Source organism: Arthrobacter sp. EpRS71 (assembly GCF_001512285.1).
Lineage (GTDB): Bacteria > Actinomycetota > Actinomycetes > Actinomycetales > Micrococcaceae > Arthrobacter.
This window is the reverse complement of record NZ_LNUV01000006.1, coordinates 1,191,092-1,209,553: the sequence shown is the minus strand read 5'-3', so window position 1 is coordinate 1,209,553 and position 18,462 is coordinate 1,191,092. Positions and strand designations below refer to the sequence as shown.

Here is an 18,462-nt window from a genome sequence, read left to right as displayed (position 1 = left end):
AGTTAGAGCGTAGCACCAGGTTTGTGAGCCGCGCCATAGTTTTTTGAAAACTTAATTTCGTCATGCGAAATTACCTGCGCTGAGATTCTGGTGCCCGAATGTGACCGGAACCCGCCCCAGGGCGTTGACGGCCGCCGTCGAGCATTCTACGCTTTTCGGACTGGGCCGCGTTCTGACGGTCCGGCAACCTGGATCAGCAGACAGGGCCTAACTGAGCTGGAACGCGTACACGCCGACCAGACAAGGAACCTGCAATGACCCCACTTTGGATCAAGAACCCGCTGGGCATCTTCACCGCGAACGACCTCGACGCCGGCGGCGGCCTGGTTGTTGCCGACGGGAAAATTCTGGAGCTGGTGCCGTCGGGCGGGCAGCCGTCCTCCCCCGCAACCGTCTTTGACGCGTCCGGGCACGTGGTTCTCCCCGGGCTCATCAACACGCACCACCACTTCTACCAAACCCTCACCCGCGCGTGGGGGCCCGTGGCCAACGCGCCGCTGTTCCCCTGGCTGCAGAACCTGTACCCGGTGTGGGCCCGGCTCACCCCACGGAGCCTCGAGCTTGCGGTACAGGTATCCCTTGCCGAACTGCTGCTATCCGGATGCACCACCGCCGCCGACCACCACTACCTCTTCCCGGACGGTATGGAAGACGCAATCGACATTGAGGTGGCGGCTGTGCGGGCCATGGGAATGCGGGCCACGTTGACCCGCGGGTCCATGACACTCGGAGAGGACGACGGCGGGCTGCCGCCCAGGACCACGGTCCAGTCGCCCGAGGCGATCCTTGCGGACAGCGAACGGCTCATTCGCCAGTATCACGAAACCGGTGATGGCGCTGTTGTTCAGATCGCCCTTGCACCATGCTCGCCGTTCTCCGTGACCAAGGAAATCATGGCCGAAAGCGCCGCCATGGCAGAACGGTTCGACGTACGACTCCACACTCACCTTGCCGAAACGATCGACGAGGAAGACTTCTGCAAATCCATGTTTGGACTGCGGACCGTGGATTATTTGGATTCCGTCGGCTGGTTGAGCAACCGGACGTGGCTCGGACACGGTATCCACTTCAACGACGAAGAGATCGCCAGGCTGGGAGCTGCCGGCACCGCCGTCGCACATTGCCCCACTTCCAACATGCGCCTCGCATCCGGGACCGCGCGCGTTCTGGAACTTGAGGCAGCGGGCGTTCCCGTGGGGCTGGGAGTGGATGGTTCGGCGTCGAACGATGCCTCCAACATGATCCTCGAAGCACGGCAGGCCCTGTATCTGCAGCGACTCCGCTACGGAGCTTCAGTTCCCGTGGAGCGGGCTCTGGGATGGGCCACCCGTGGATCCGCCGCAGTTTTGGGGCGCGCCGATATTGGTCAGCTGGCCCCGGGACTCCAAGCGGACCTGGCCCTGTTCAAGCCCGACGAGCTGCGGTTCTCCGGCAGCCACGACCCCGTAGCCGCACTCTTGCTCTGCGGTGCGGACCGGGCGGACCGGGTGATGGTGGGCGGTGCTTGGCGGGTGGTTGATGGTGCGATTCCCGGGCTCGACGTTGCGGGGCTCATCGCCGAGCACTCTGCAGCGGCGCGGAAGTTGGTGGCCGGGTAGCTTTGGGGGTTTTGGCTGGGCCCGGCTCGGGGGTTCCCTGTGCAGGATGCCGTGCGCACGGCACTGTTCGCAGGGAACCCCCGAAGTGGGGCGGCCCGGTTAGATCGTGATCTTGTAAACGTGGTGCGTGTACTCATTCGCGAACGAGTCCGTGAACTTTCCACCGGATATCTGGAGGGTGCGGCCCTCGCCCACCACCTCCACCTGGGTACCAGTGATCCCAGCTGGAAGCGTGAACGTCTTGGAACCGGTGGCGCCGTTCAAACCAATGCCCGCGAAAAGGTACGCACTGCCGTCCTTGGCTTTGAGCATGGTGTCCGCTCCAGCAACCCCGGCATCCCACACATAGCTCTGGGTGTTGAGGACAGGTGCCAGCGCCTGAATCCGGCCCAGAGCAGCCTTGATCTTCGCTTTGCGGTCGGCAGGGATGTCCACCAGCGAGTAATTTCCGTACGCAGGATCGTTATTGTGCTGGAAAATGCTGATTCCCCGGGCTTCATGGATGATGCCGGACCACATGGCGCCTTCCATCTGCTCAGGGGTTATGGTCTTGGCGTTCGACTCGGATAAATAGGGGCGGGCTGACTCCACGAACACCCAGTTTGGCTTCGCCCCAGGGGTTGCCTGGAAAGAGCGCATCCGATCAACCTGCCACCCGTATGCCGCACTCACGGCGGGGTCCGCTTCCGCAGGCCAGGCCGGGGAAACCTTGAACGCATCTCCCACGGCCGGACTGGTGTAGGCGTAATTATCAGCCGATGCGAAGTCCACAACCGCCATGAAGTCATCCATGGTCCCGTTGGCCCACCAGGTTCCCAAAATGCCTTTGCCGTAGTTGGCATTGATCGGCCTGCCGTCGCCGTAAGCGCGGATCTTCGCCACAAGATTGTTCATCTGCTGCAGGTTCTCTTGGGTATTGCTACCGGAGCAGCCAAGACCCATGTCGCATTCGTCATACGTTGCCCAGCCGACAACCCCGGCGTTGGTGCCCACTTCGGCACGGGTCCACTCCTGGCCCGCGATGACGAGCATCCCAGTATCAGTGATGGACGTCAGCGTGGAGCCATCGTGTTCAGCTTCCTGATACACATTCACGCCGAGGTCCTTTAGCTGCGCAGCGTGCTCCGGTTTTCCGAAGAACACACTCACAGGGAACAGGTTGGGGTTGTTCAGCTTCGCCGCACCCGGGAACTTCGACCAATATCCCGGTCCACCGTCCCAAGGAATCCGGGCAAGGTTTGCGAGGCTACCCGCGGGTGGTGTCGCGGTGGGAGTCGCTGACCCGGTGGGCGTCGCCGTCGGGGTTTCCGAAACAGTGGGCGTCGCTGACCCGGTGGGCGTCGACGTCGGGGTTTCCGAAGCGGTGGGCGTCGCCGTCGAGGTTTCCGAAACAGTGGGCGTCGACGTCGCGGTGGGCGTCGCCGTCGAGGTTTCCGAAGCGGTGGGAGTCGCTGTAGTAGTGCCTGTGACCGTGGTAGTGACCGACGGCGTGGGCAGCGGTTCAGGCGTTGTACATCCGGAAAGAGCCAACGCCATCACCGCCACGAATAGTGAGACCTTAAATTTCATGACTTGAGTTCCTTTTGGGTAGCAGCCACAGTGAAGCTGCCTCGGTGCCGTCTCCCCAGCCGGCTCTGTTGCCACCTGCCTTGGCAGGGTTTCAGCCGGTACATGGTCCGGCACGACGCGGCCATGCGCATCGGAATCCCGATCTGAGCCGAACCCCGCCTGTAGACGGTCCGGTTGAACGAGAGTTTGCAGCCCGTGTCCGGTCAGGGCCGCCACGACCTTGAGGTACCCGGAGGTGGTCGTCGACCCAGCATACGTGAAACCACAATCCGCCATGCCGACCGTTTCGTGGGTTCCCTGCTCAAGATGCCGTTCGCCCGGCATCTCCTGCAGGGAACCCTCGAAGCCGGTTTCTCCACATAGGCCAACTCGCCCCTGTGCCGGCCCCTTGGTTCATTCAAGTCTTGACTCATGACAAAGAGCATCAAAGACCAGCTCCCCTCGGAAATGGACCTCTGGCGGACCAACGAGCTGCACGAACTGGGGATCAACGACCGCCGAATTTCCTTGCTGGTCCGCTCCGGAGACCTGGTGCGGCTACGCCGCGGCTGCTATATCCGAGGCAGCACATGGGCGGCCCAAAAGCCGTGGGTCCGCAGTCTGCAGCTCGTTGCCGCGCACGCACACGGAACGCTTACGACGTCGGCCGGCGGCTCCGTTTACAGTCACACCTCGGCAGCGCGCCTCCACGGCTTATTCCTGTGGAATGTGGATGACAAAGTCCACATCACAACGGAGACAACAACATCATCCACGTCTCACGGCGGGGACGTCGTTCCACACACCCGGCCGCTGGCATTGAAAGGCGGCCTTGCTTTCGTTCAGGGCATGCCCTGCACCACTTTGGAGCAGACCGTGGTGGACTGCTGCCGGATACTGAGCTACAAACAAGCGCTGGTCCTCATGGACCACGCACTCAGAAAGGGTGCCGACGTGGCGAAGCTGCAGCAGATGTGTGCCTCGCTGGCCGGATCCAACGGCGTCCTGACCCTCCGCCGGGCATTGGAAAATGCGGATGCCAGATCAGAGTCGCCCGGGGAAACTCTCACCCGCGAGTTGCTCCAGCGGCTGCGGATAGACCTACCCGAACTACAGGTGGACGTCTCGTCAGCGGAAGGTCGGCATCGGCTGGACTTTGCCTGGAAGAAGAAAAAGGTGGCTCTGGAGTTCGACGGAAGGGTGAAGTACTTCGATTACGCCCCAACTGACGAGGTGATTTACCAGGAACGGCTGCGCGAAAAGGCTTTGAGCGAGCTCGGCTGGAGGTTCATCCGGATCAGGTGGCCGCAGTTGTTCAGGGAACAAGAGTTCAAAACGAGCGTGCTGAGAGTGCTGCGGGAAGCGAGCTAGGACCAGATACGGGGGTTCGCTGCCAACAGTGCCGTGCGCACGGCATGCCATGCAGGGAACCCCCGAAATGGGCACAACCGAAGCGCCGCGTGGCAGCGGAAAGGCGGGCGACACCTCCCCAGGTATCGCCCGCCTCGTTGGCTCTGTTGCGCAGAGTCCGCGCCCTTTGGATGCAGGAGATCCTAGGGGCGCTGCCGGCCGAACACCGGGAGCGCGCGCAGCCAACGGGAGAACCCGCCGGCTTTGCGGTCACAGTCGGCCGGAATGTAGAAGTCGGGATCTGTTGCACCGAAGGGCAGGTACAGCTCCTGACCGGGCGCCGGGAATTCCACGACGTTGTTCGTATCCTTCGAGTCCATCTGTTCCTCCTCTTTCTCATACAAACAGTTTCCGTACTTCGGAAAACTTTTATTGTTATGTGGAAAGTGTAGGCAGCGCTGAAAGCAGGCGTCAAGACCCCCACCAGAGCAAAGCGAGTTGCCCCGGTCACATTTGGATGGTTCATAACGATCCTCGGGAACCCGTATACACAGGACGAAATAGTGCGCTACTCTCGAATGAGTTCGTGGCGTAGGTCACGTAACCTGAGAGCAGCAGGCAGGGTCGTAATGAGCTGGCATCCATGGATGCTGGCTCTTTTTTGTTGGGTCAGCTCCACCAGAAACGCAGTGGAAACACGCGCTTAATTTCATTGATGGAACGTAGGTTCCACCTCACAGAAGTTGGGATATGACCATGAGCAACAACATCGTCCTCGGCGAAAACCAGTACGGCAAAGCAGAAGTCCGCGTCGTCAAGGTCACTCGGGATACGGACCGCCACCACATTGAAGACCTGAACGTCACCTCGCAGCTGCGCGGCGACTTCCAGGCCGCACACCTCCAAGGCGACAACGGCCACGTCGTTGCCACCGACACCCAGAAGAACACCGTCTACGCGTTCGCCCGTGAAGGCATCGGCTCGCCCGAGTCCTTCCTCCTGCGCCTTGCGGATCACTTCACCGGCGGATTCGACTGGGTCACCGGGGGCCGCTGGGAAGCCGAGGCCTACAGCTGGGACCGTATTCAGGCCCACGGCGAGGGACACGACCACAGCTTCGTCCGCAACGGGCAAGAGGTGCGTACCGCCGTCGTCGTCCGTGATGGCGCAACCACGCACCTGGTCAGCGGCCTCAAGGACCTGACCGTCCTGAAGACCACGCAGTCCGGCTTTGTTGGTTACCCGCGGGATAAGTACACCACCCTGCCGGAAACCACCGACCGCATCCTGGCCACCGATGTTTCCGCCCGCTGGCGCTACAACACCAACTTGGACTTCGCCGGCACGGACTTCAACAAGAGCTACGAGGACATCAAGGCACTCCTGCTTGAAGGCTTCACGGAAAACTACTCCCACGCCTTGCAGCAGACGCTGTTCGACATGGGCAAGAAAGTCCTTGAGGCACACAGCGAAGTGGACGAGATCAAGTTCTCCATGCCCAACAAGCACCACTTCCTGGTTGACCTGAGCCCGTTCGGCTTGGACAACCCCAACGAGGTCTTCTTCGCGGCTGACCGCCCGTACGGCCTCATCGAAGCCACGGTCCAGCGCGAGAACATCGACGCTGCACCGGTTGCCTGGAGCGGCATCGCCGGCTTCTGCTAAACCGCACTAAAACCGCACCACCTCAAGGCTTTGTGTGCAGGTCCCCCCAACGGCGCCCCGTAACGGCCGGACCTGCACACAAACCCAACCCCAAAAATCCCAAGATTTTGTTAGCCAGACACAGTTAGCCAGACGAAGACGTCTGCCATGAACCCAGAAAGTCTGCCATGAACATCAAGAAGAAATCCCGTCCTGCGAATACCACCGCGCCCCAGAAGCATCAGTCGGAGCGGCCCGAGGACAAACGACTTTCCATCGGAAGCACGTTCGCCTACGGCTTCCAGCACGTCCTCACCATGTATGGCGGAATCATTGCCCCGCCCCTGATCATCGGTGCAGCGGCCGGCATGAACTCGCAGGACATCGGCCTCCTCATCGCCGCTTGCTTGTTCGTTGGCGGCCTGGCCACCATCCTTCAGACCGTGGGCATCCCGTGGTTCGGTTCGCAGCTGCCGCTGGTCCAGGGCGTTTCCTTCGCCGGCGTTTCCACCATGGTGGCGATCGTCCAAGGTGGTGGAGGCATCCAGGCGGTGTTCGGCTCGGTGATCGTAGCCTCGCTGATTGGCTTGGCGATCACCCCACTGTTCTCCAAGATCATCAAGTTCTTCCCACCGGTTGTTACCGGCACCGTCATCACCACCATCGGCCTGACGCTGATGCCGGTGGCCGCTAATTGGGCCATGGGCGGCAACGCCAAGGCCGACAACTACGGCAGCATGGCCAACATCGGACTCGCAGCGGCAACCATGGGTGTTGTCCTCCTCCTGAGCAAGGTTGGCAACGCCGCCATTTCCCGGCTCTCCATCCTGCTGGCCATGGTCATTGGCACCATCATCGCGTTGATTGCGGGCATGGCTGACTTCTCCAAGGTTGGCCAGGGCGACATCGTTGCCTTCCCCACGCCGTTCGCATTCGGTGCTCCCACATTCGAGATCGCGGCCATCATTTCCATGCTCATCGTCATCCTGGTGACACTCACTGAGACCTCGGCAGACATCATTGCAGTGGGCGAGATCGTGGACACCAAAGTGGACTCCCGCCGCATCGGCGACGGCCTCCGCGCAGATATGCTCTCCAGCGCCATCTCCCCGCTGTTCAACTCCTTCACGCAGAGCGCGTTCGCCCAGAACGTGGGCCTGGTGGCCATCACGGGCATCAAGAGCCGCTTCGTGGTCAGTGCCGGCGGCCTCATCCTGGTGATCCTCGGTCTCCTGCCGATCCTGGGCCGCGTTGTCGCAGCGGTTCCGACGCCCGTCCTGGGCGGCGCCGGCGTCGTGCTCTTCGGTACGGTGGCAGCCAGCGGTATCCGTACCCTGGCCAAGGTTGAGTACAAGAACAACATGAACCTGATCATCGTGGCGGCTTCGATCGGCTTCGGCATGATCCCCATCGCCGCCCCGAAGTTCTACGACCAGTTCCCCTCCTGGTTCGCCACGATCTTCCACTCCGGCATCAGCTCGGCAGCGGTCATGGCCATCCTGCTGAACATACTCTTCAACCACTTCAAGGCCGGCAACTCGGACAACCAGTCCGTGTTCGTAGCAGGCACTGACAGGGTGGTCAGCGAAGAGGACATCAAGTGCCTGAGCGAAGGCGACCGCTTCGAAAACGGCAAGCTGATTGACGCCGATGGCAAGGAAGTCCCGCTCAAGGCATCCAGCGCGTCAGAGCACTAATTCACTACCCGCGCAGATGACAGGCGGCAGTGTTTCCTTGGGGGACGCTGCCGCTTTTCTGTCGCCTGAGTGGAGTGTACGACGACGGCACTTGCCTTTGCGGCTTGGCCTCCTGCCCGCTCAAAGACATCGCCGACATGACAAAAGGTGGCAATGTTCCTGGGGAACATTGCCACCTTGTACTACCCCGCGCGCTGGAAGCGCGGGTGGGAAGTCAGTTCTGGTTGAGCTCCGCGGAGATTGCCTTGGCCGCTTCACGCAGCATGGGCACGGCACGGTCCGCGAAGCTCTGGTCCACGCGGGTAATGGGCCCGGACACGGAGATTGCCGTGGGGGTGGGAGCGTTGGGAACGGCCATGGCGAAGCAGCGGACGCCGAGCTCCTGCTCTTCCTCGTCAATGGAGTACCCACGCTCACGGATCAGGGCCAGGTCTGCCAGCAGGGAGTCGATGTCCCCGATGCTCTTGGCCGTGGGGGTGGGCATTCCGGTGCGGGCCACGATGCCGCGGACAACCTCGTCGTCCAACTGGGCGAGGATGGCTTTGCCCACGCCGGTATCGTGCGTGTGGGCGCGGCGGCCCACCTCTGTGAACATGCGCATGGAGTGCATGGACGGAACCTGGGCCACGTAGATGACCATGTCCGAGTCCAGGACGGCCATGTTGGAGGTTTCGCCGAGGCGTTCCACCAGGGTCTTCAGCTGCGGACGGGCCACAGCGCCGAGCTGCTTGCTGGCTCCTTCGCCAAGCCGGATGAGCCGCGGGCCCAGGGCGTAGCGGCGGTTGGGCAGCTGCCGGATGTAGCCAAGGGACACCAGGGTCCGCAAAAGGCGATGGATGGTAGGCAGGGGCAGGTCAGTGGACGACGAGAGTTCGCTCAGCGTGACGTCGCCGCCCGCGTCCGTGATCAGTTCCAGCAGTTCAAAGACGCGCTCAACGGACTGCACGCCTCCGGAGGCTTTTTCAGCCATTCCCTTGTCTCCAATGACTCAGATTCCGACAACTCTTATCCGCATCGTGAAAAGAATTGCTTAGAACACCCAACATACAGCACAACCCGTACCTGCGCGATGACGCCAAACATGACCAAGCAAGGGGTTGTGTTTCCACTTTGTAGATAATAATATCCATAATACGAAAACATTCAGTTTGGAACGGCGGCCCGGGAACGGGCCTTACAGGAGGAATTTCAATGGCGAATCCGAGCCCCGGAAACTCGATCACCCTGCGCGTCGCCGCACCGTCGAGCTTCACAGCTACCAGTGAACTGGCAGCAGCCGTCGGCGCAGCCGGTGCAGCGATCACCGCACTGGACGTCACGGAATCCCACCACGAGACGATCGTTGTTGACGTCACCTGCAACACCACGGACGACGACCACGCAGGCCGCGTGAAGGACGCTTTGAACGCCCTCGACGGCGTCACCGTCCAGCACGTCTCGGACCGCACCTTCCTCATGCACCTCGGTGGCAAACTCGAGGTTGTCCCCAAAGTAGCCCTGCGCAACCGTGACGACCTCTCGCGTGCCTACACTCCCGGCGTCGCCCGCGTTTGCATGGCCATCGCTGAGGATCCGGCCGCAGCCCGCAACCTGACGGTCAAGCGCAACACCATCGCCGTCCTCACTGACGGTTCGGCCGTCTTGGGCCTGGGCAACATCGGCCCCGCCGCTGCCCTTCCCGTGATGGAAGGCAAGGCCGCGCTGTTCAAGCAGTTCGCCAACGTTGACGCCTGGCCGGTCTGCCTGGACACCCAGGACACCGAAGAGATCATCATGATCGCCAAGGCCATGGCCCCCGTCTACGGCGGCATCAACCTCGAAGACATCGCTGCACCGCGCTGCTTCGAGATCGAGAACCGCCTCCGCGAAGAACTGGACATCCCGGTGTTCCACGATGACCAGCACGGCACCGCGATCGTCACGCTCGCTGCCTTGGTGAACGCCCTGCGTGTTGTGGACAAGAAGCTCTCCGAGGTCAAGATTGTTGTTTCGGGCGTCGGCGCTGCCGGCTCGGCCATCATCCAGCTCCTCAAGGCTCAGGGTGCGCAGCACATCATCGCCGCCGGCCGCTCCGGCGCCATCCACTCCGGCGAAGAATACGGCGACGAACACCGTAGCTGGATCGCCGCGAACACCAACGAAGAAGGCTTCTCCGGCACCCTCCACGACGCCCTCAAGGGAGCCGACGTCTTCATCGGCGTCTCCGCCCCGCACGTGATCGGCGAAGAGCAGGTTGCTTCCATGGCAGAGGACGCAATCGTGTTCGCCATGGCCAACCCCACCCCGGAGATCGACCCCGTCATCGCGTCCAAGCACGCAGCCGTGGTCGCTACCGGTCGCAGCGACTTCCCCAACCAGATCAACAACGTGCTGGCCTTCCCCGGCTTCTTCCGCGGGCTGCTGGACGCAGGGGCATCGGACATCACGCCCAACATGCTGGTAGCGGCCGCCGAGGCAATCGCCAACCGGGTAGCTGACGATGAGCTCAACGCGAGTTACATTATCCCCAGCGTCTTCGATCCCCATGTTGCTGCCGATGTTGCTGCCGCTGTGGCAACCGCCGCGCACGCAAACGCCGCCAGCGCGCTGTAGCACCAGCGCACCCTAGAAAAAGGAATCCGCTCACATGGCTATTACAGTCACTGATCCCCGGCCGATCGATCGCGCCGAGGAGATCCTCACTCCGGAGGCACTGGCCTTCATCGAAGAACTGCACACCCGCTTTGCCGGCACCCGCAACGAGCTTCTGCAGGCGCGCGGCGTCAAGCGCCAGAAGGTTGCGGACACCTCCCGCCTGGACTTCCTCCCGGAGACCCAGGACATCCGCGACGGCGACTGGAAGGTTGCCGAAGCACCGGCAGCTTTGCAGGACCGCCGCGTTGAGATGACCGGCCCGGCCACCCCGGCCAAGATGGCCATCAACGCGCTGAACTCCGGCGCCAAGGTGTGGTTGGCGGACCTGGAAGACGCCAGCACGCCCACGTGGCCGAACGTCATCGACGCCATCCTCAACCTCCGCGACGCCGCCCGGGGCACCTTGAGCTTCACCTCCCCCGAGGGCAAGGAATACCGTCTCCGCACGGATGCTCCCCTGGCCGTTGTGGTGGCCCGCCCCCGCGGCTGGCACATGGAGGAAAGCCACGTACTGCTCGACGGCGCACCCGCCGTGGGTGCGCTGGTGGACTTCGGCCTGCACTTCTTCCACATCGCCAAGCAGCTCCTGGAAAACGGTCAGGGCCCGTACTACTACCTGCCCAAGATGGAGAGCCACCTCGAGGCCCGGCTGTGGAACGACGTCTTTGTGTTCGCCCAGGATTACCTCGGCGTTCCGCAGGGCAGCGTCCGCGCCACCGTGCTGATCGAAACCATCCCGGCAGCGTTCGAAATGGACGAGATCCTCTACGAACTGCGCGACCACGCCTCAGGCCTGAACGCCGGCCGTTGGGACTACCTCTTCAGCATCATCAAGTACTTCCGTGATGCCGGTGAAGAGTTCGTGCTCCCGGACCGCGCCACCGTGGCCATGACGGCGCCGTTCATGCGCGCCTACACCGAACTCCTGGTCAAGACCTGCCACAAGCGCGGCGCCTTCGCCATGGGTGGCATGGCCGCCGTCATCCCCAACCGCAAGCAGCCGGACGTCACGGCCGCAGCCTTCGACAAGGTCCGCGCCGACAAGACCCGCGAAGCAAACGATGGCTTCGACGGCTCCTGGGTTGCGCACCCGGACCTGGTGTCCACCTGTCGCGAAGTCTTCGATTCGGTGCTGGGCGACCCTGCCAACGGCGGTAAGAAGAACCAGCTGGACAAGCAGCGCCCCGAGGTGAACGTCACCGCGGAGCAGCTGATCGACGTCGCCTCCGCCGGCGGCACCGTCACGGAGGCAGGCCTGCGCCTGAACCTGTACGTCGCCGTCGCCTACACCGGTGTGTGGATTTCCGGCAGCGGCGCAGTTGCCATCCACAACCTCATGGAAGACGCCGCGACGGCGGAGATCTCCCGCTCACAGGTATGGCAGCAGCTGCGCAACAAGTCCGTCCTGGCCGACACGGGCAACACCGTAACCCGCGAACTCGTCAGCCGCATCCTCGGCGAAGAAACAGAGCGCCTTCGCATCGAATTCGGCGACGAGAACTTCGCAAAGTACTACGAGCCGGCGTCCAAACTGATCGAGGACATCTGCCTGTCCGACGATTACACGGACTTCCTCACCACTCCCGCGTATGAGTTGGTGGGCTGATGAGTTCGTTGACGCCCGCAGACCTGGCCCACATCGAGTCGCAGCTGACCGCCACCGACGAGTTGCTGGACCGCAATTACCCCGGCGACGACGGCTCACGCCAGCCGATCCACACCGTCTACATCCCGGCCGACCGCTTCACCCCCACCTTTGTGGCAGATTGGGGCGCGCAGGCACTCGCGACGGCGGAGGCCCATGGGGGCCTGGAGAAGCTCGGCCAGCTGTTGGGCCAGGAGTCTCACCTGGCTTCCGCTGTTGCGGAGCGTGTCGCCGCGAAGCTCTCCGCGGAACCGATCGAGGACCTGCGTTTGGACTTCGAAGACGGCTACGGTGACCGCGGCGACGAGGCAGAGGACGCCGACGCCGAGGCTGCCGCCAACGCGGTTGCCGCTGCAGTTGCGGCCGGAACAGCTCCGCCGTTCATCGGCATCCGCTTCAAGTGCTTCGAAGCCCCTACCCGGGCCCGCGGCCTGAGGACGTTGGATCTGTTCGTCTCCACGTTGGCTGAAGCCGGCGAGCTCCCCGCTGGACTGATCCTCACCCTGCCCAAGGTCACCACGGTGGCCCAGGTTCAGGCCATGGACTTCGCAGTGTCCCGGCTTGAGGAAGTCCACGGTCTTCCCGCCGGCCGGCTTCGTTTTGAGGTGCAGGTGGAAACGCCACAGCTCATCATCGGTGCTGACGGAACCTCGCCAGTGGCGCAACTCCCCCACGTGGTGCCGGGCCGCATCAGCGCCCTGCACTACGGGACGTACGACTACAGCGCGTCCTTGGGTATTTCCGCGGAATACCAGTCCATGGAGCACCCCGTGGCCGATTTCGCGAAGCAGGTCATGCAACTGGCCGTTGCCGGAACGGGCATCCGCCTTTCCGACGGTTCCACCAACATCATCCCCGTGGGCGATGCTGTGGAAGACGCATGGAAGCTGCACGGCCGTTTGGTTCGTCGTTCCCTGGAAAACGGCTACTACCAGGGCTGGGACCTCCACGCCGCCCAACTGCCCAGCCGCTTCTCGGCGTCGTACGCTTTCTACCGCGAAGGCCTGCCCGCCGCGGCCCTGCGCCTCCGCAACTATGTTGAGCGCACCGAAGGTGGCGTCATGGACGAGCCCGCCACCGCCCGCGCCCTGGCTGGTTTCGTCCTCCGCGGCGTCCAGTGCGGCGCAGTGGGGACTGACGAGGTCAAGGCGCTTGCCGGCGTCGAACTTTCACAGCTGACCGCACTGGCGCACCCGCGGCTCGCGCAACCAACTTCCCACTGATAGGAGCATTTCGCATGGGCAAGTACTACTACCCACAGGGCGGCCTGCCGCCGCAGACCCAGCTGACCACCGAGCGGGCCATCGTCACCGAGGCTTACACGGTGATCCCCAAGGGCGTCATGACGGACATCGTCACGTCCAACCTGCCGGGCTTCTCCAACACGCGCTCGTGGATCATCGCGCGGCCGATTTCCGGCTTCGCCACCACGTTCTCCCAGCTGATCGTGGAGATCGCACCGGGCGGCGGGGCACCCAAGGCTGAGTTCGAATCCGGCGTTGAAGGCGTCATCTTCGTCACCAAGGGCCAAGTCAATCTGACCCTCGACGGCGAACTGCACCACCTCGAGGAGGGCGGCTACGCCTACCTTGCCGCCGGAGCAGAGTGGGGCTTGGAGAACGTCTCCGACGACATCGTCTCCTTCCACTGGATCCGCAAGGCCTACGAGCGCCTCGAAGGGTTCGAAGCCAAGTCCTTCGTCACCAACGAGAAGGACGTGGAGCCCACCTCCATGCCGGACACCGACGACGTCTGGAAGACCACGCGCTTCACGGACTCCAGCGACCTCGCCCACGACATGCAGGTCAACATCGTCACCTTCCAGCCCGGTGGTGTGATCCCCTTCCCGGAGACCCACGTCATGGAGCACGGCCTGTACGTCCTGGAGGGCAAGGCCATGTACTTGCTCAACAACGACTGGGTTGAGGTGGAAGCCGGCGACTTCATGTGGCTGCGCGCGTTCTGCCCGCAGGCTTGCTACGCCGGTGGTCCGGGCGAGTTCCGTTACCTGCTGTACAAGGACATGAACCGCCAGGTGAAGCTCACCTGATGTGCGCCGAGATCGCCGGATAGCTGCCAGTTCGCTGGAGCTATCCGGCGATTTCGTCGTTTTCCGGCGAACTCAGCGGCGGCGGCCCACAGCGAGTCCCGCCCAGAACGCGAGGACCAGCAGGCCAACTACCGTCACGGCGAGCCCAATCTGTGTGCCTTGGCTGACCATGGCGGCACCGTTCCCCATGAAGACCGTGTCGCTCAACGGTGCATAGGCGAACCAACCGAAGTCCGTGCTCTGGTTGGTCCATGCCACGATCACGCCCACAATCACCGCGATCAAGCCAAGCAAAGGCACGACGACGGCTGCCGGCTTCCGCGCTGGCTTCGGTGTGCCGTGTTCCCCGGATGCGTTCTGATTCCCTGATGTGTTGTGTTCCCCCATGCGGCCGAGTCTAACCCGCGCCCGCACCCAACTAAGTAGCAGATCAGGTCGTTCCCAGCGCTGAGAACGACCTGATCTGCTACCTACTTGGGTTTGCCGGGGCCGCCTGCGATTCTGTACGACTCCTGCAGCAGCTCGTCGAGCTCTTCCACGTCCACCTTCTCCAGCCGGATCAGCATCAACGTCGGGGACTGATCGTGATGCGGAGTCCAGAAGAACGTGTCCGGTTCCATGGCTGCGAGCGCTTCGCGTTCATCCGTTTTCACGGTGCCCACGCCCTCCTCCCACATGCGTGCCATGAGGGACTTGGCGAACCACGCGGGCTGCCCCCAGCTCGGCCGCTCGGTCACTCCGGGCATCCCCAGGCAGATGCGCCTGACATCTTCTTCTGTGGCCATGGCTTCACTCTGGCATTGGTGCTGCGCCGAGGACAAGACATGCCAGGCAACTCGCGGCTAGGTCCGCGGTAGCACCGCCGTCGGCGCCTATTTGCCCATCCCGAGCGTCAGTCCCTCCGTCAGCCGCCGGCCCAGCCATACGTAGATGATGAGCATCGGCAGGACCACGATCACCAGTCCTGCGAACAGTCCACCCCAGTCGGCTCCCGAGTAGGTCTGCTGCTGCACGAAGGAAATCAGGGCCACGGGCAAGGTGTATTTCTCGGTGGATTGAAGGAGCGTCAGGGCCAGCAGTGTCTCGTTCCAGTGCGAGATGACCTGGAGGATGAAAGCGGTGAGGATTCCGCCCTTGGCCAGCGGCAACGTGATACGCCAGAACGTCCCGAACGCTGTGGTTCCATCCAGCGCCGCGGCTTCTTCCATTTCCAAGGGAAGGGAACGGAAGAACGCGGTCAACAGGAAGACCGTGAGGGGCATGGAGACGCCGATGTACACCAGGTTCAGCCCGATGATGCTGTCCGTCAGGTACACCCTGTTGAGCATCACGAACAGCGGGATCAGGATGACCTGCGCCGGAATTCCCAAGCCCAGGATGAAGTACAGGCTCAGTCCTTGGGTCAGTTTGTTGTCCACGCGGCTCAGGTAGTAGGAGCACGGTGCGGCGATGGCTACCGTCAGGACCGAGGACACCACCGTGGTCAGCAGGCTGTTCCACGTTGCGACGGCGAAGTCCCCAACAGTCCAGGCACGGACAAAGTTCCCAAAGTCCATCGACGTTGGGACGCCCCAAGGGTCATCGAGAATTGCCCGGGTATCCCTAAACGCCTGGGCCACCATCCACACGAGGGCTGCGATGCTGATCGCCACCACCATCCACAGCAGCGTCACCCCAATCCCGCGGAGAATGCTGCGCTCTCCGCGCAGTGCAGGGCTGACGCCGCGTCCTGGCCGGCGGCGGGTGGTCAGGGGTGCAAGCAGTTTGTCTTGGCTCATGACTTTTCCTTTAGAACTCGACGGCTAGAACTCGACGGCGTCGCGGCGCATGGCGCGGCGCAGCAGGACAACCAGGACGGAGATCAGCGCCAGTGACAGCACGGCAGAGGCTGTCGCAGCCCCGTAGGCCGGCGTTGATTGTCCGGAGAAGGCGTTGACGTAGGTGTACACGGCTGCGGTCCAGCTCTGCGTTGGCGGCACGCCGGCCCCTGAACTGCCACCGAAGACCCAGACGATCTCGAAGATCTTCACCGACGAAATGGTCCACAACACGGCACAGGTCCCGAAAACATCCCACGTCAGCGGCAGGATCACGTAGCGCAGCCGCTGGAAGGCAGACGCCCCGGCCAAGGCGCAGTCTTCGTAGTAGTAGGGCGGAATACGGTCGACGCCGGCCATCAGGATGGTGGTGAAGTAACCGGTGGTGGTGCACACGAGGGTGACCATGATGAGCGGGAAGATGTTGTCCTGAGCCAGCCACTTGGGCGGGTCGGTCACTCCAAGGGGTGCCAGGAGGCTGTTGACCATGCCTCCGGGGTTGAAGATAAAGCCGGCAAGGACACCGAACACCAGCGCGTTGATGAGGTGCGGGAAGAAGATGACGTTGCGGGCGATCTTTTTCCCGGCCATATCCCTGAGTACCAGCGTCAAGGCAAACGCCAGGACGAAGATCGCGGTCCCCACTACGAAGAGCAGAAGCAGGGTGTTGCCGAATGACGAGAGGAACAGCTGGTCCCGGAAGATCCTGCCGTAGTTGTCCAGTCCAACGAACTTCATGGGGCCCGAGCCCGCCCATTTGTGCAGGCTGATCCATACGGCTCCCAGTGCGGGCACGATGAAGAGAACCGTGTAGAGGACGAAAGCCGGACCAACGAACGGGATCAGCAGCTTCTTGCGTTGCACGTCGATGGAGCTCCCTCCAGGACGGCTGCCGCGCCGCGACTTACGGGGCACCGGCTTCCGGGACTCCGGACTGGTGACTGGCGCACCGTCCGTCCGTGGCTCCGTCAGGTGGAGGGTCATCAGCTGTTGTCCTTCCAGTACTGGATCTGGGCAGTCTTCATCTTCCCGATGAACTCGTCGGCAGAGGTTTTCCCGAGGAACAGCTCGTCATCCTTGGGGAAGAAGACCTTCTCCATGAAGCCGGGGAAGGTCACCCCGTCGTTTTGGAGGTGCGTTGCCGGAGCCGCGTCAATGGCGGCTTTGACGGACTCGACGGCGGGAGCAACCGGTGCGTCTGGCCGTACCGGCAGCACTTTGGCTTCAGTTCCCAGGGCATTCTGATACTTGGAACTCAGCATGAATGCTGCGAGGCGCTGTGCGGGGACCTGGCTCTTGGACTTTGCCGGTACTGCAAAGCCGATGAAGTCCACACGGGCGCTTGCTGGCTTGTCTCCCATTGCCGGGAATTGGAAGGACGAGTACTCGAATCCGGGGGCCGCGTATGAGCCGGTTTCGGTTGGGGTCCATGATCCGTTGAGGATGAGGGCAGCGTCGCCGTTCGCCCAGAGCTGCTGCTGGGCAGGGAACTTGCTCGCGTTATAGCCGCTGTTGAGGTAGCCACCCTTGACCAGGGTTTCCACTTTCCGGGCTGCCTCGAGCACCGCGGGGTCGTCCCAACCTTCACCGGACTTGTCCTCAACAAGAGCCTTGAAACTGCCGGCACCCTTGAGCCGAAGCAGCGCCGTCACAAACCAGGTGGAGTTGTAGCCGGCAATGTCACCGTCCGCGGCGATGGGAGCCGACCCTCCGGCCTTCAGCGTGTCCAGAACCTCAATGAATTCATCCCACGTGGCGGGCGGATTGGCTTTGAGTTCAGGGTGCTTTGCAGCATCAAACCAGATGCCATCCGAGCTGACGCTGTAGGGAACCATCCACGGCTGCCCATCTTCGCCCTTGAAGACACCATTGCTGGTGAACTTCTCCGGGATCACCGAGCTGACCGCTTTGCCGTCAACCTCGTAGGAGTACACGGAGGTCAGCGGGCTGGCCTGTCCGGTTTCTCCGATTACTGGGGCGAGCTTTGCGAACGTACCGTCCACCAAGTCCGGGACGTTGTTGGTGTTCAGCGCGGGAACGAGTTTCTCCGTGTTGCTGCGGCCCTGCCATTGAACGCTGACGGTGGCCCCGGTTTCCTTTTCGAAATCGGCAATGGCTGCGGCAATGACCTTCTGCTGAGGCTCACCGTCTTTCCACATGGACCAGTAGTTGATGGTTTGCCCCGAAATGGAGCCGGAAATGTCGACGGCCTCAGCAGCGGTGGAGGCGTCTGTGGCTCCACCGCAAGCAGTGGTGGACAGGGCAAGTGCTGCACCCAACAGGGCGGCCAGCGGGCGAAGATGACGGGCTGTTTTGCCCATGGGGATCACCTTTCAAGTGAGGGGGAACCGGCCGGATGCGGTTCAGTGAGACGACTCTCACAGCCCGTGAAAGCAGGATTCAATGAGTACTTCTGAATGAGTCGCCATCGGTTTCCACCCCCAAGCCGGGCTACCTAAGGCCGAACCTGCAGTTCACC

At 62.5% G+C, this 18,462-nt stretch carries 18 protein-coding genes; 10 read left to right on the top strand and 8 right to left on the bottom strand.

Going from position 1 to position 18,462, the window contains the following annotated elements; translation table 11 throughout:
* Positions 1-254 precede the first annotated feature (254 nt).
* Positions 255-1,598 carry an 8-oxoguanine deaminase gene (locus tag AR689_RS15920; protein WP_062071669.1) on the top strand — a complete coding sequence of 448 codons (1,344 nt, stop codon included), beginning with the start codon at positions 255-257 and terminating at the stop codon, positions 1,596-1,598.
* Between the two features lie 99 nt (positions 1,599-1,697).
* On the opposite strand, the gene AR689_RS15915 is transcribed toward AR689_RS15920, so the two are convergent.
* Positions 1,698-2,693: a hypothetical protein gene (locus AR689_RS15915; RefSeq protein WP_231745551.1), complete on the bottom strand. Its 996-nt coding sequence runs from the start codon at positions 2,691-2,693 to the stop codon at positions 1,698-1,700.
* Positions 2,694-2,865: 172 nt separating this feature from the next.
* Between AR689_RS15915 and AR689_RS23125 the strand changes: the two genes are divergently transcribed.
* From AR689_RS23125 to AR689_RS15905, 3 genes are all read left to right on the top strand, one after another.
* Positions 2,866-3,174: a hypothetical protein gene (locus AR689_RS23125; RefSeq protein WP_156424620.1), complete on the top strand. Its 309-nt coding sequence runs from the start codon at positions 2,866-2,868 to the stop codon at positions 3,172-3,174.
* A gap of 167 nt (positions 3,175-3,341) precedes the next feature.
* Positions 3,342-3,530, top strand: coding sequence for a hypothetical protein (locus tag AR689_RS23120; protein ID WP_156424619.1), 189 nt, complete (start codon positions 3,342-3,344; stop codon positions 3,528-3,530).
* 48 nt (positions 3,531-3,578) lie between these two features.
* Entirely contained in the window at positions 3,579-4,517 is a 939-nt protein-coding gene (locus AR689_RS15905; protein ID WP_062071665.1) for a type IV toxin-antitoxin system AbiEi family antitoxin domain-containing protein, read from the top strand.
* Positions 4,518-4,699: 182 nt separating this feature from the next.
* Here AR689_RS15905 and AR689_RS23395 read toward each other — a convergent pair whose 3' ends face one another.
* Positions 4,700-4,876 (bottom strand): hypothetical protein, encoded by a 177-nt coding sequence (locus AR689_RS23395; RefSeq protein ID WP_014922716.1) that lies wholly within the window; start codon positions 4,874-4,876, stop codon positions 4,700-4,702.
* A gap of 370 nt (positions 4,877-5,246) precedes the next feature.
* Here AR689_RS23395 and pucL point away from each other — a divergent pair, with 370 nt between their 5' ends.
* Together pucL and AR689_RS15895 are read left to right on the top strand one after the other, a co-directional pair.
* Complete coding sequence (gene pucL / locus AR689_RS15900; protein ID WP_197412905.1) at positions 5,247-6,161, top strand: factor-independent urate hydroxylase; 915 nt, start codon at positions 5,247-5,249, stop codon at positions 6,159-6,161.
* 167 nt (positions 6,162-6,328) lie between these two features.
* Positions 6,329-7,837, top strand: coding sequence for a nucleobase:cation symporter-2 family protein (locus AR689_RS15895; RefSeq protein ID WP_062071663.1), 1,509 nt, complete (start codon positions 6,329-6,331; stop codon positions 7,835-7,837).
* Between the two features lie 214 nt (positions 7,838-8,051).
* Here the strand turns inward: AR689_RS15895 and AR689_RS15890 are convergent, their stop codons facing one another.
* Complete coding sequence (locus AR689_RS15890; RefSeq protein ID WP_062071662.1) at positions 8,052-8,807, bottom strand: IclR family transcriptional regulator; 756 nt, start codon at positions 8,805-8,807, stop codon at positions 8,052-8,054.
* A 221-nt stretch (positions 8,808-9,028) separates the two neighbouring features.
* Between AR689_RS15890 and AR689_RS15885 the strand changes: the two genes are divergently transcribed.
* From AR689_RS15885 to AR689_RS15870, 4 genes are read left to right on the top strand one after another with little or no spacing between them, the layout of a single operon-like run.
* Positions 9,029-10,429 carry an NAD-dependent malic enzyme gene (locus AR689_RS15885; RefSeq protein WP_062071660.1) on the top strand — a complete coding sequence of 467 codons (1,401 nt, stop codon included), beginning with the start codon at positions 9,029-9,031 and terminating at the stop codon, positions 10,427-10,429.
* Positions 10,430-10,463: 34 nt separating this feature from the next.
* On the top strand, positions 10,464-12,077 hold the full coding sequence (aceB, locus tag AR689_RS15880) for a malate synthase A (protein ID WP_062071657.1): 1,614 nt from the start codon (positions 10,464-10,466) through the stop codon (positions 12,075-12,077).
* Complete coding sequence (locus AR689_RS15875) at positions 12,077-13,339, top strand: DUF6986 family protein (protein ID WP_062071656.1); 1,263 nt, start codon at positions 12,077-12,079, stop codon at positions 13,337-13,339. Before aceB ends, AR689_RS15875 begins: the two co-directional genes overlap by 1 nt.
* 14 nt (positions 13,340-13,353) lie before the next feature.
* Positions 13,354-14,166 (top strand): bifunctional allantoicase/(S)-ureidoglycine aminohydrolase, encoded by an 813-nt coding sequence (locus AR689_RS15870; protein WP_062071654.1) that lies wholly within the window; start codon positions 13,354-13,356, stop codon positions 14,164-14,166.
* A gap of 72 nt (positions 14,167-14,238) precedes the next feature.
* On the opposite strand, the gene AR689_RS15865 is transcribed toward AR689_RS15870, so the two are convergent.
* The 5 genes from AR689_RS15865 to AR689_RS15845 form a co-directional block, all read right to left on the bottom strand.
* Positions 14,239-14,553, bottom strand: coding sequence for a hypothetical protein (locus AR689_RS15865; RefSeq protein ID WP_062071652.1), 315 nt, complete (start codon positions 14,551-14,553; stop codon positions 14,239-14,241).
* Between the two features lie 83 nt (positions 14,554-14,636).
* Complete coding sequence (locus AR689_RS15860) at positions 14,637-14,951, bottom strand: MmcQ/YjbR family DNA-binding protein (RefSeq protein ID WP_062071650.1); 315 nt, start codon at positions 14,949-14,951, stop codon at positions 14,637-14,639.
* 87 nt (positions 14,952-15,038) lie between these two features.
* The gene (locus AR689_RS15855) at positions 15,039-15,944 is read right to left on the bottom strand and encodes a carbohydrate ABC transporter permease (RefSeq protein WP_062071648.1); all 906 of its coding nucleotides are present in this window, start codon (positions 15,942-15,944) and stop codon (positions 15,039-15,041) included.
* 24 nt (positions 15,945-15,968) lie between these two features.
* The gene (locus AR689_RS15850) at positions 15,969-16,967 is read right to left on the bottom strand and encodes a carbohydrate ABC transporter permease (protein ID WP_062071646.1); all 999 of its coding nucleotides are present in this window, start codon (positions 16,965-16,967) and stop codon (positions 15,969-15,971) included.
* Complete coding sequence (locus AR689_RS15845; RefSeq protein ID WP_062071644.1) at positions 16,967-18,304, bottom strand: ABC transporter substrate-binding protein; 1,338 nt, start codon at positions 18,302-18,304, stop codon at positions 16,967-16,969. Before AR689_RS15845 ends, AR689_RS15850 begins: the two co-directional genes overlap by 1 nt.
* Positions 18,305-18,462: the final 158 nt, after the last annotated feature.

Coding starts and splice junctions, on each gene's coding strand:
- AR689_RS15845 (WP_062071644.1), bottom strand. CDS start 18,304: ATGGGCAAAACAGCCCGTCATCTTCGCCCGCTGGCCGCCCTGTTGGGT.
- AR689_RS23395 (WP_014922716.1), bottom strand. CDS start 4,876: ATGGACTCGAAGGATACGAACAACGTCGTGGAATTCCCGGCGCCCGGT.
- AR689_RS15890 (WP_062071662.1), bottom strand. CDS start 8,807: ATGGCTGAAAAAGCCTCCGGAGGCGTGCAGTCCGTTGAGCGCGTCTTT.
- AR689_RS15860 (WP_062071650.1), bottom strand. CDS start 14,951: ATGGCCACAGAAGAAGATGTCAGGCGCATCTGCCTGGGGATGCCCGGA.
- AR689_RS15885 (WP_062071660.1), top strand. CDS start 9,029: ATGGCGAATCCGAGCCCCGGAAACTCGATCACCCTGCGCGTCGCCGCA.
- AR689_RS15895 (WP_062071663.1), top strand. CDS start 6,329: ATGAACATCAAGAAGAAATCCCGTCCTGCGAATACCACCGCGCCCCAG.
- aceB (WP_062071657.1), top strand. CDS start 10,464: ATGGCTATTACAGTCACTGATCCCCGGCCGATCGATCGCGCCGAGGAG.
- AR689_RS15920 (WP_062071669.1), top strand. CDS start 255: ATGACCCCACTTTGGATCAAGAACCCGCTGGGCATCTTCACCGCGAAC.
- AR689_RS15875 (WP_062071656.1), top strand. CDS start 12,077: ATGAGTTCGTTGACGCCCGCAGACCTGGCCCACATCGAGTCGCAGCTG.
- AR689_RS15870 (WP_062071654.1), top strand. CDS start 13,354: ATGGGCAAGTACTACTACCCACAGGGCGGCCTGCCGCCGCAGACCCAG.
- AR689_RS15905 (WP_062071665.1), top strand. CDS start 3,579: ATGACAAAGAGCATCAAAGACCAGCTCCCCTCGGAAATGGACCTCTGG.
- AR689_RS15865 (WP_062071652.1), bottom strand. CDS start 14,553: ATGGGGGAACACAACACATCAGGGAATCAGAACGCATCCGGGGAACAC.
- pucL (WP_197412905.1), top strand. CDS start 5,247: ATGACCATGAGCAACAACATCGTCCTCGGCGAAAACCAGTACGGCAAA.
- AR689_RS15850 (WP_062071646.1), bottom strand. CDS start 16,967: ATGACCCTCCACCTGACGGAGCCACGGACGGACGGTGCGCCAGTCACC.
- AR689_RS15855 (WP_062071648.1), bottom strand. CDS start 15,944: ATGAGCCAAGACAAACTGCTTGCACCCCTGACCACCCGCCGCCGGCCA.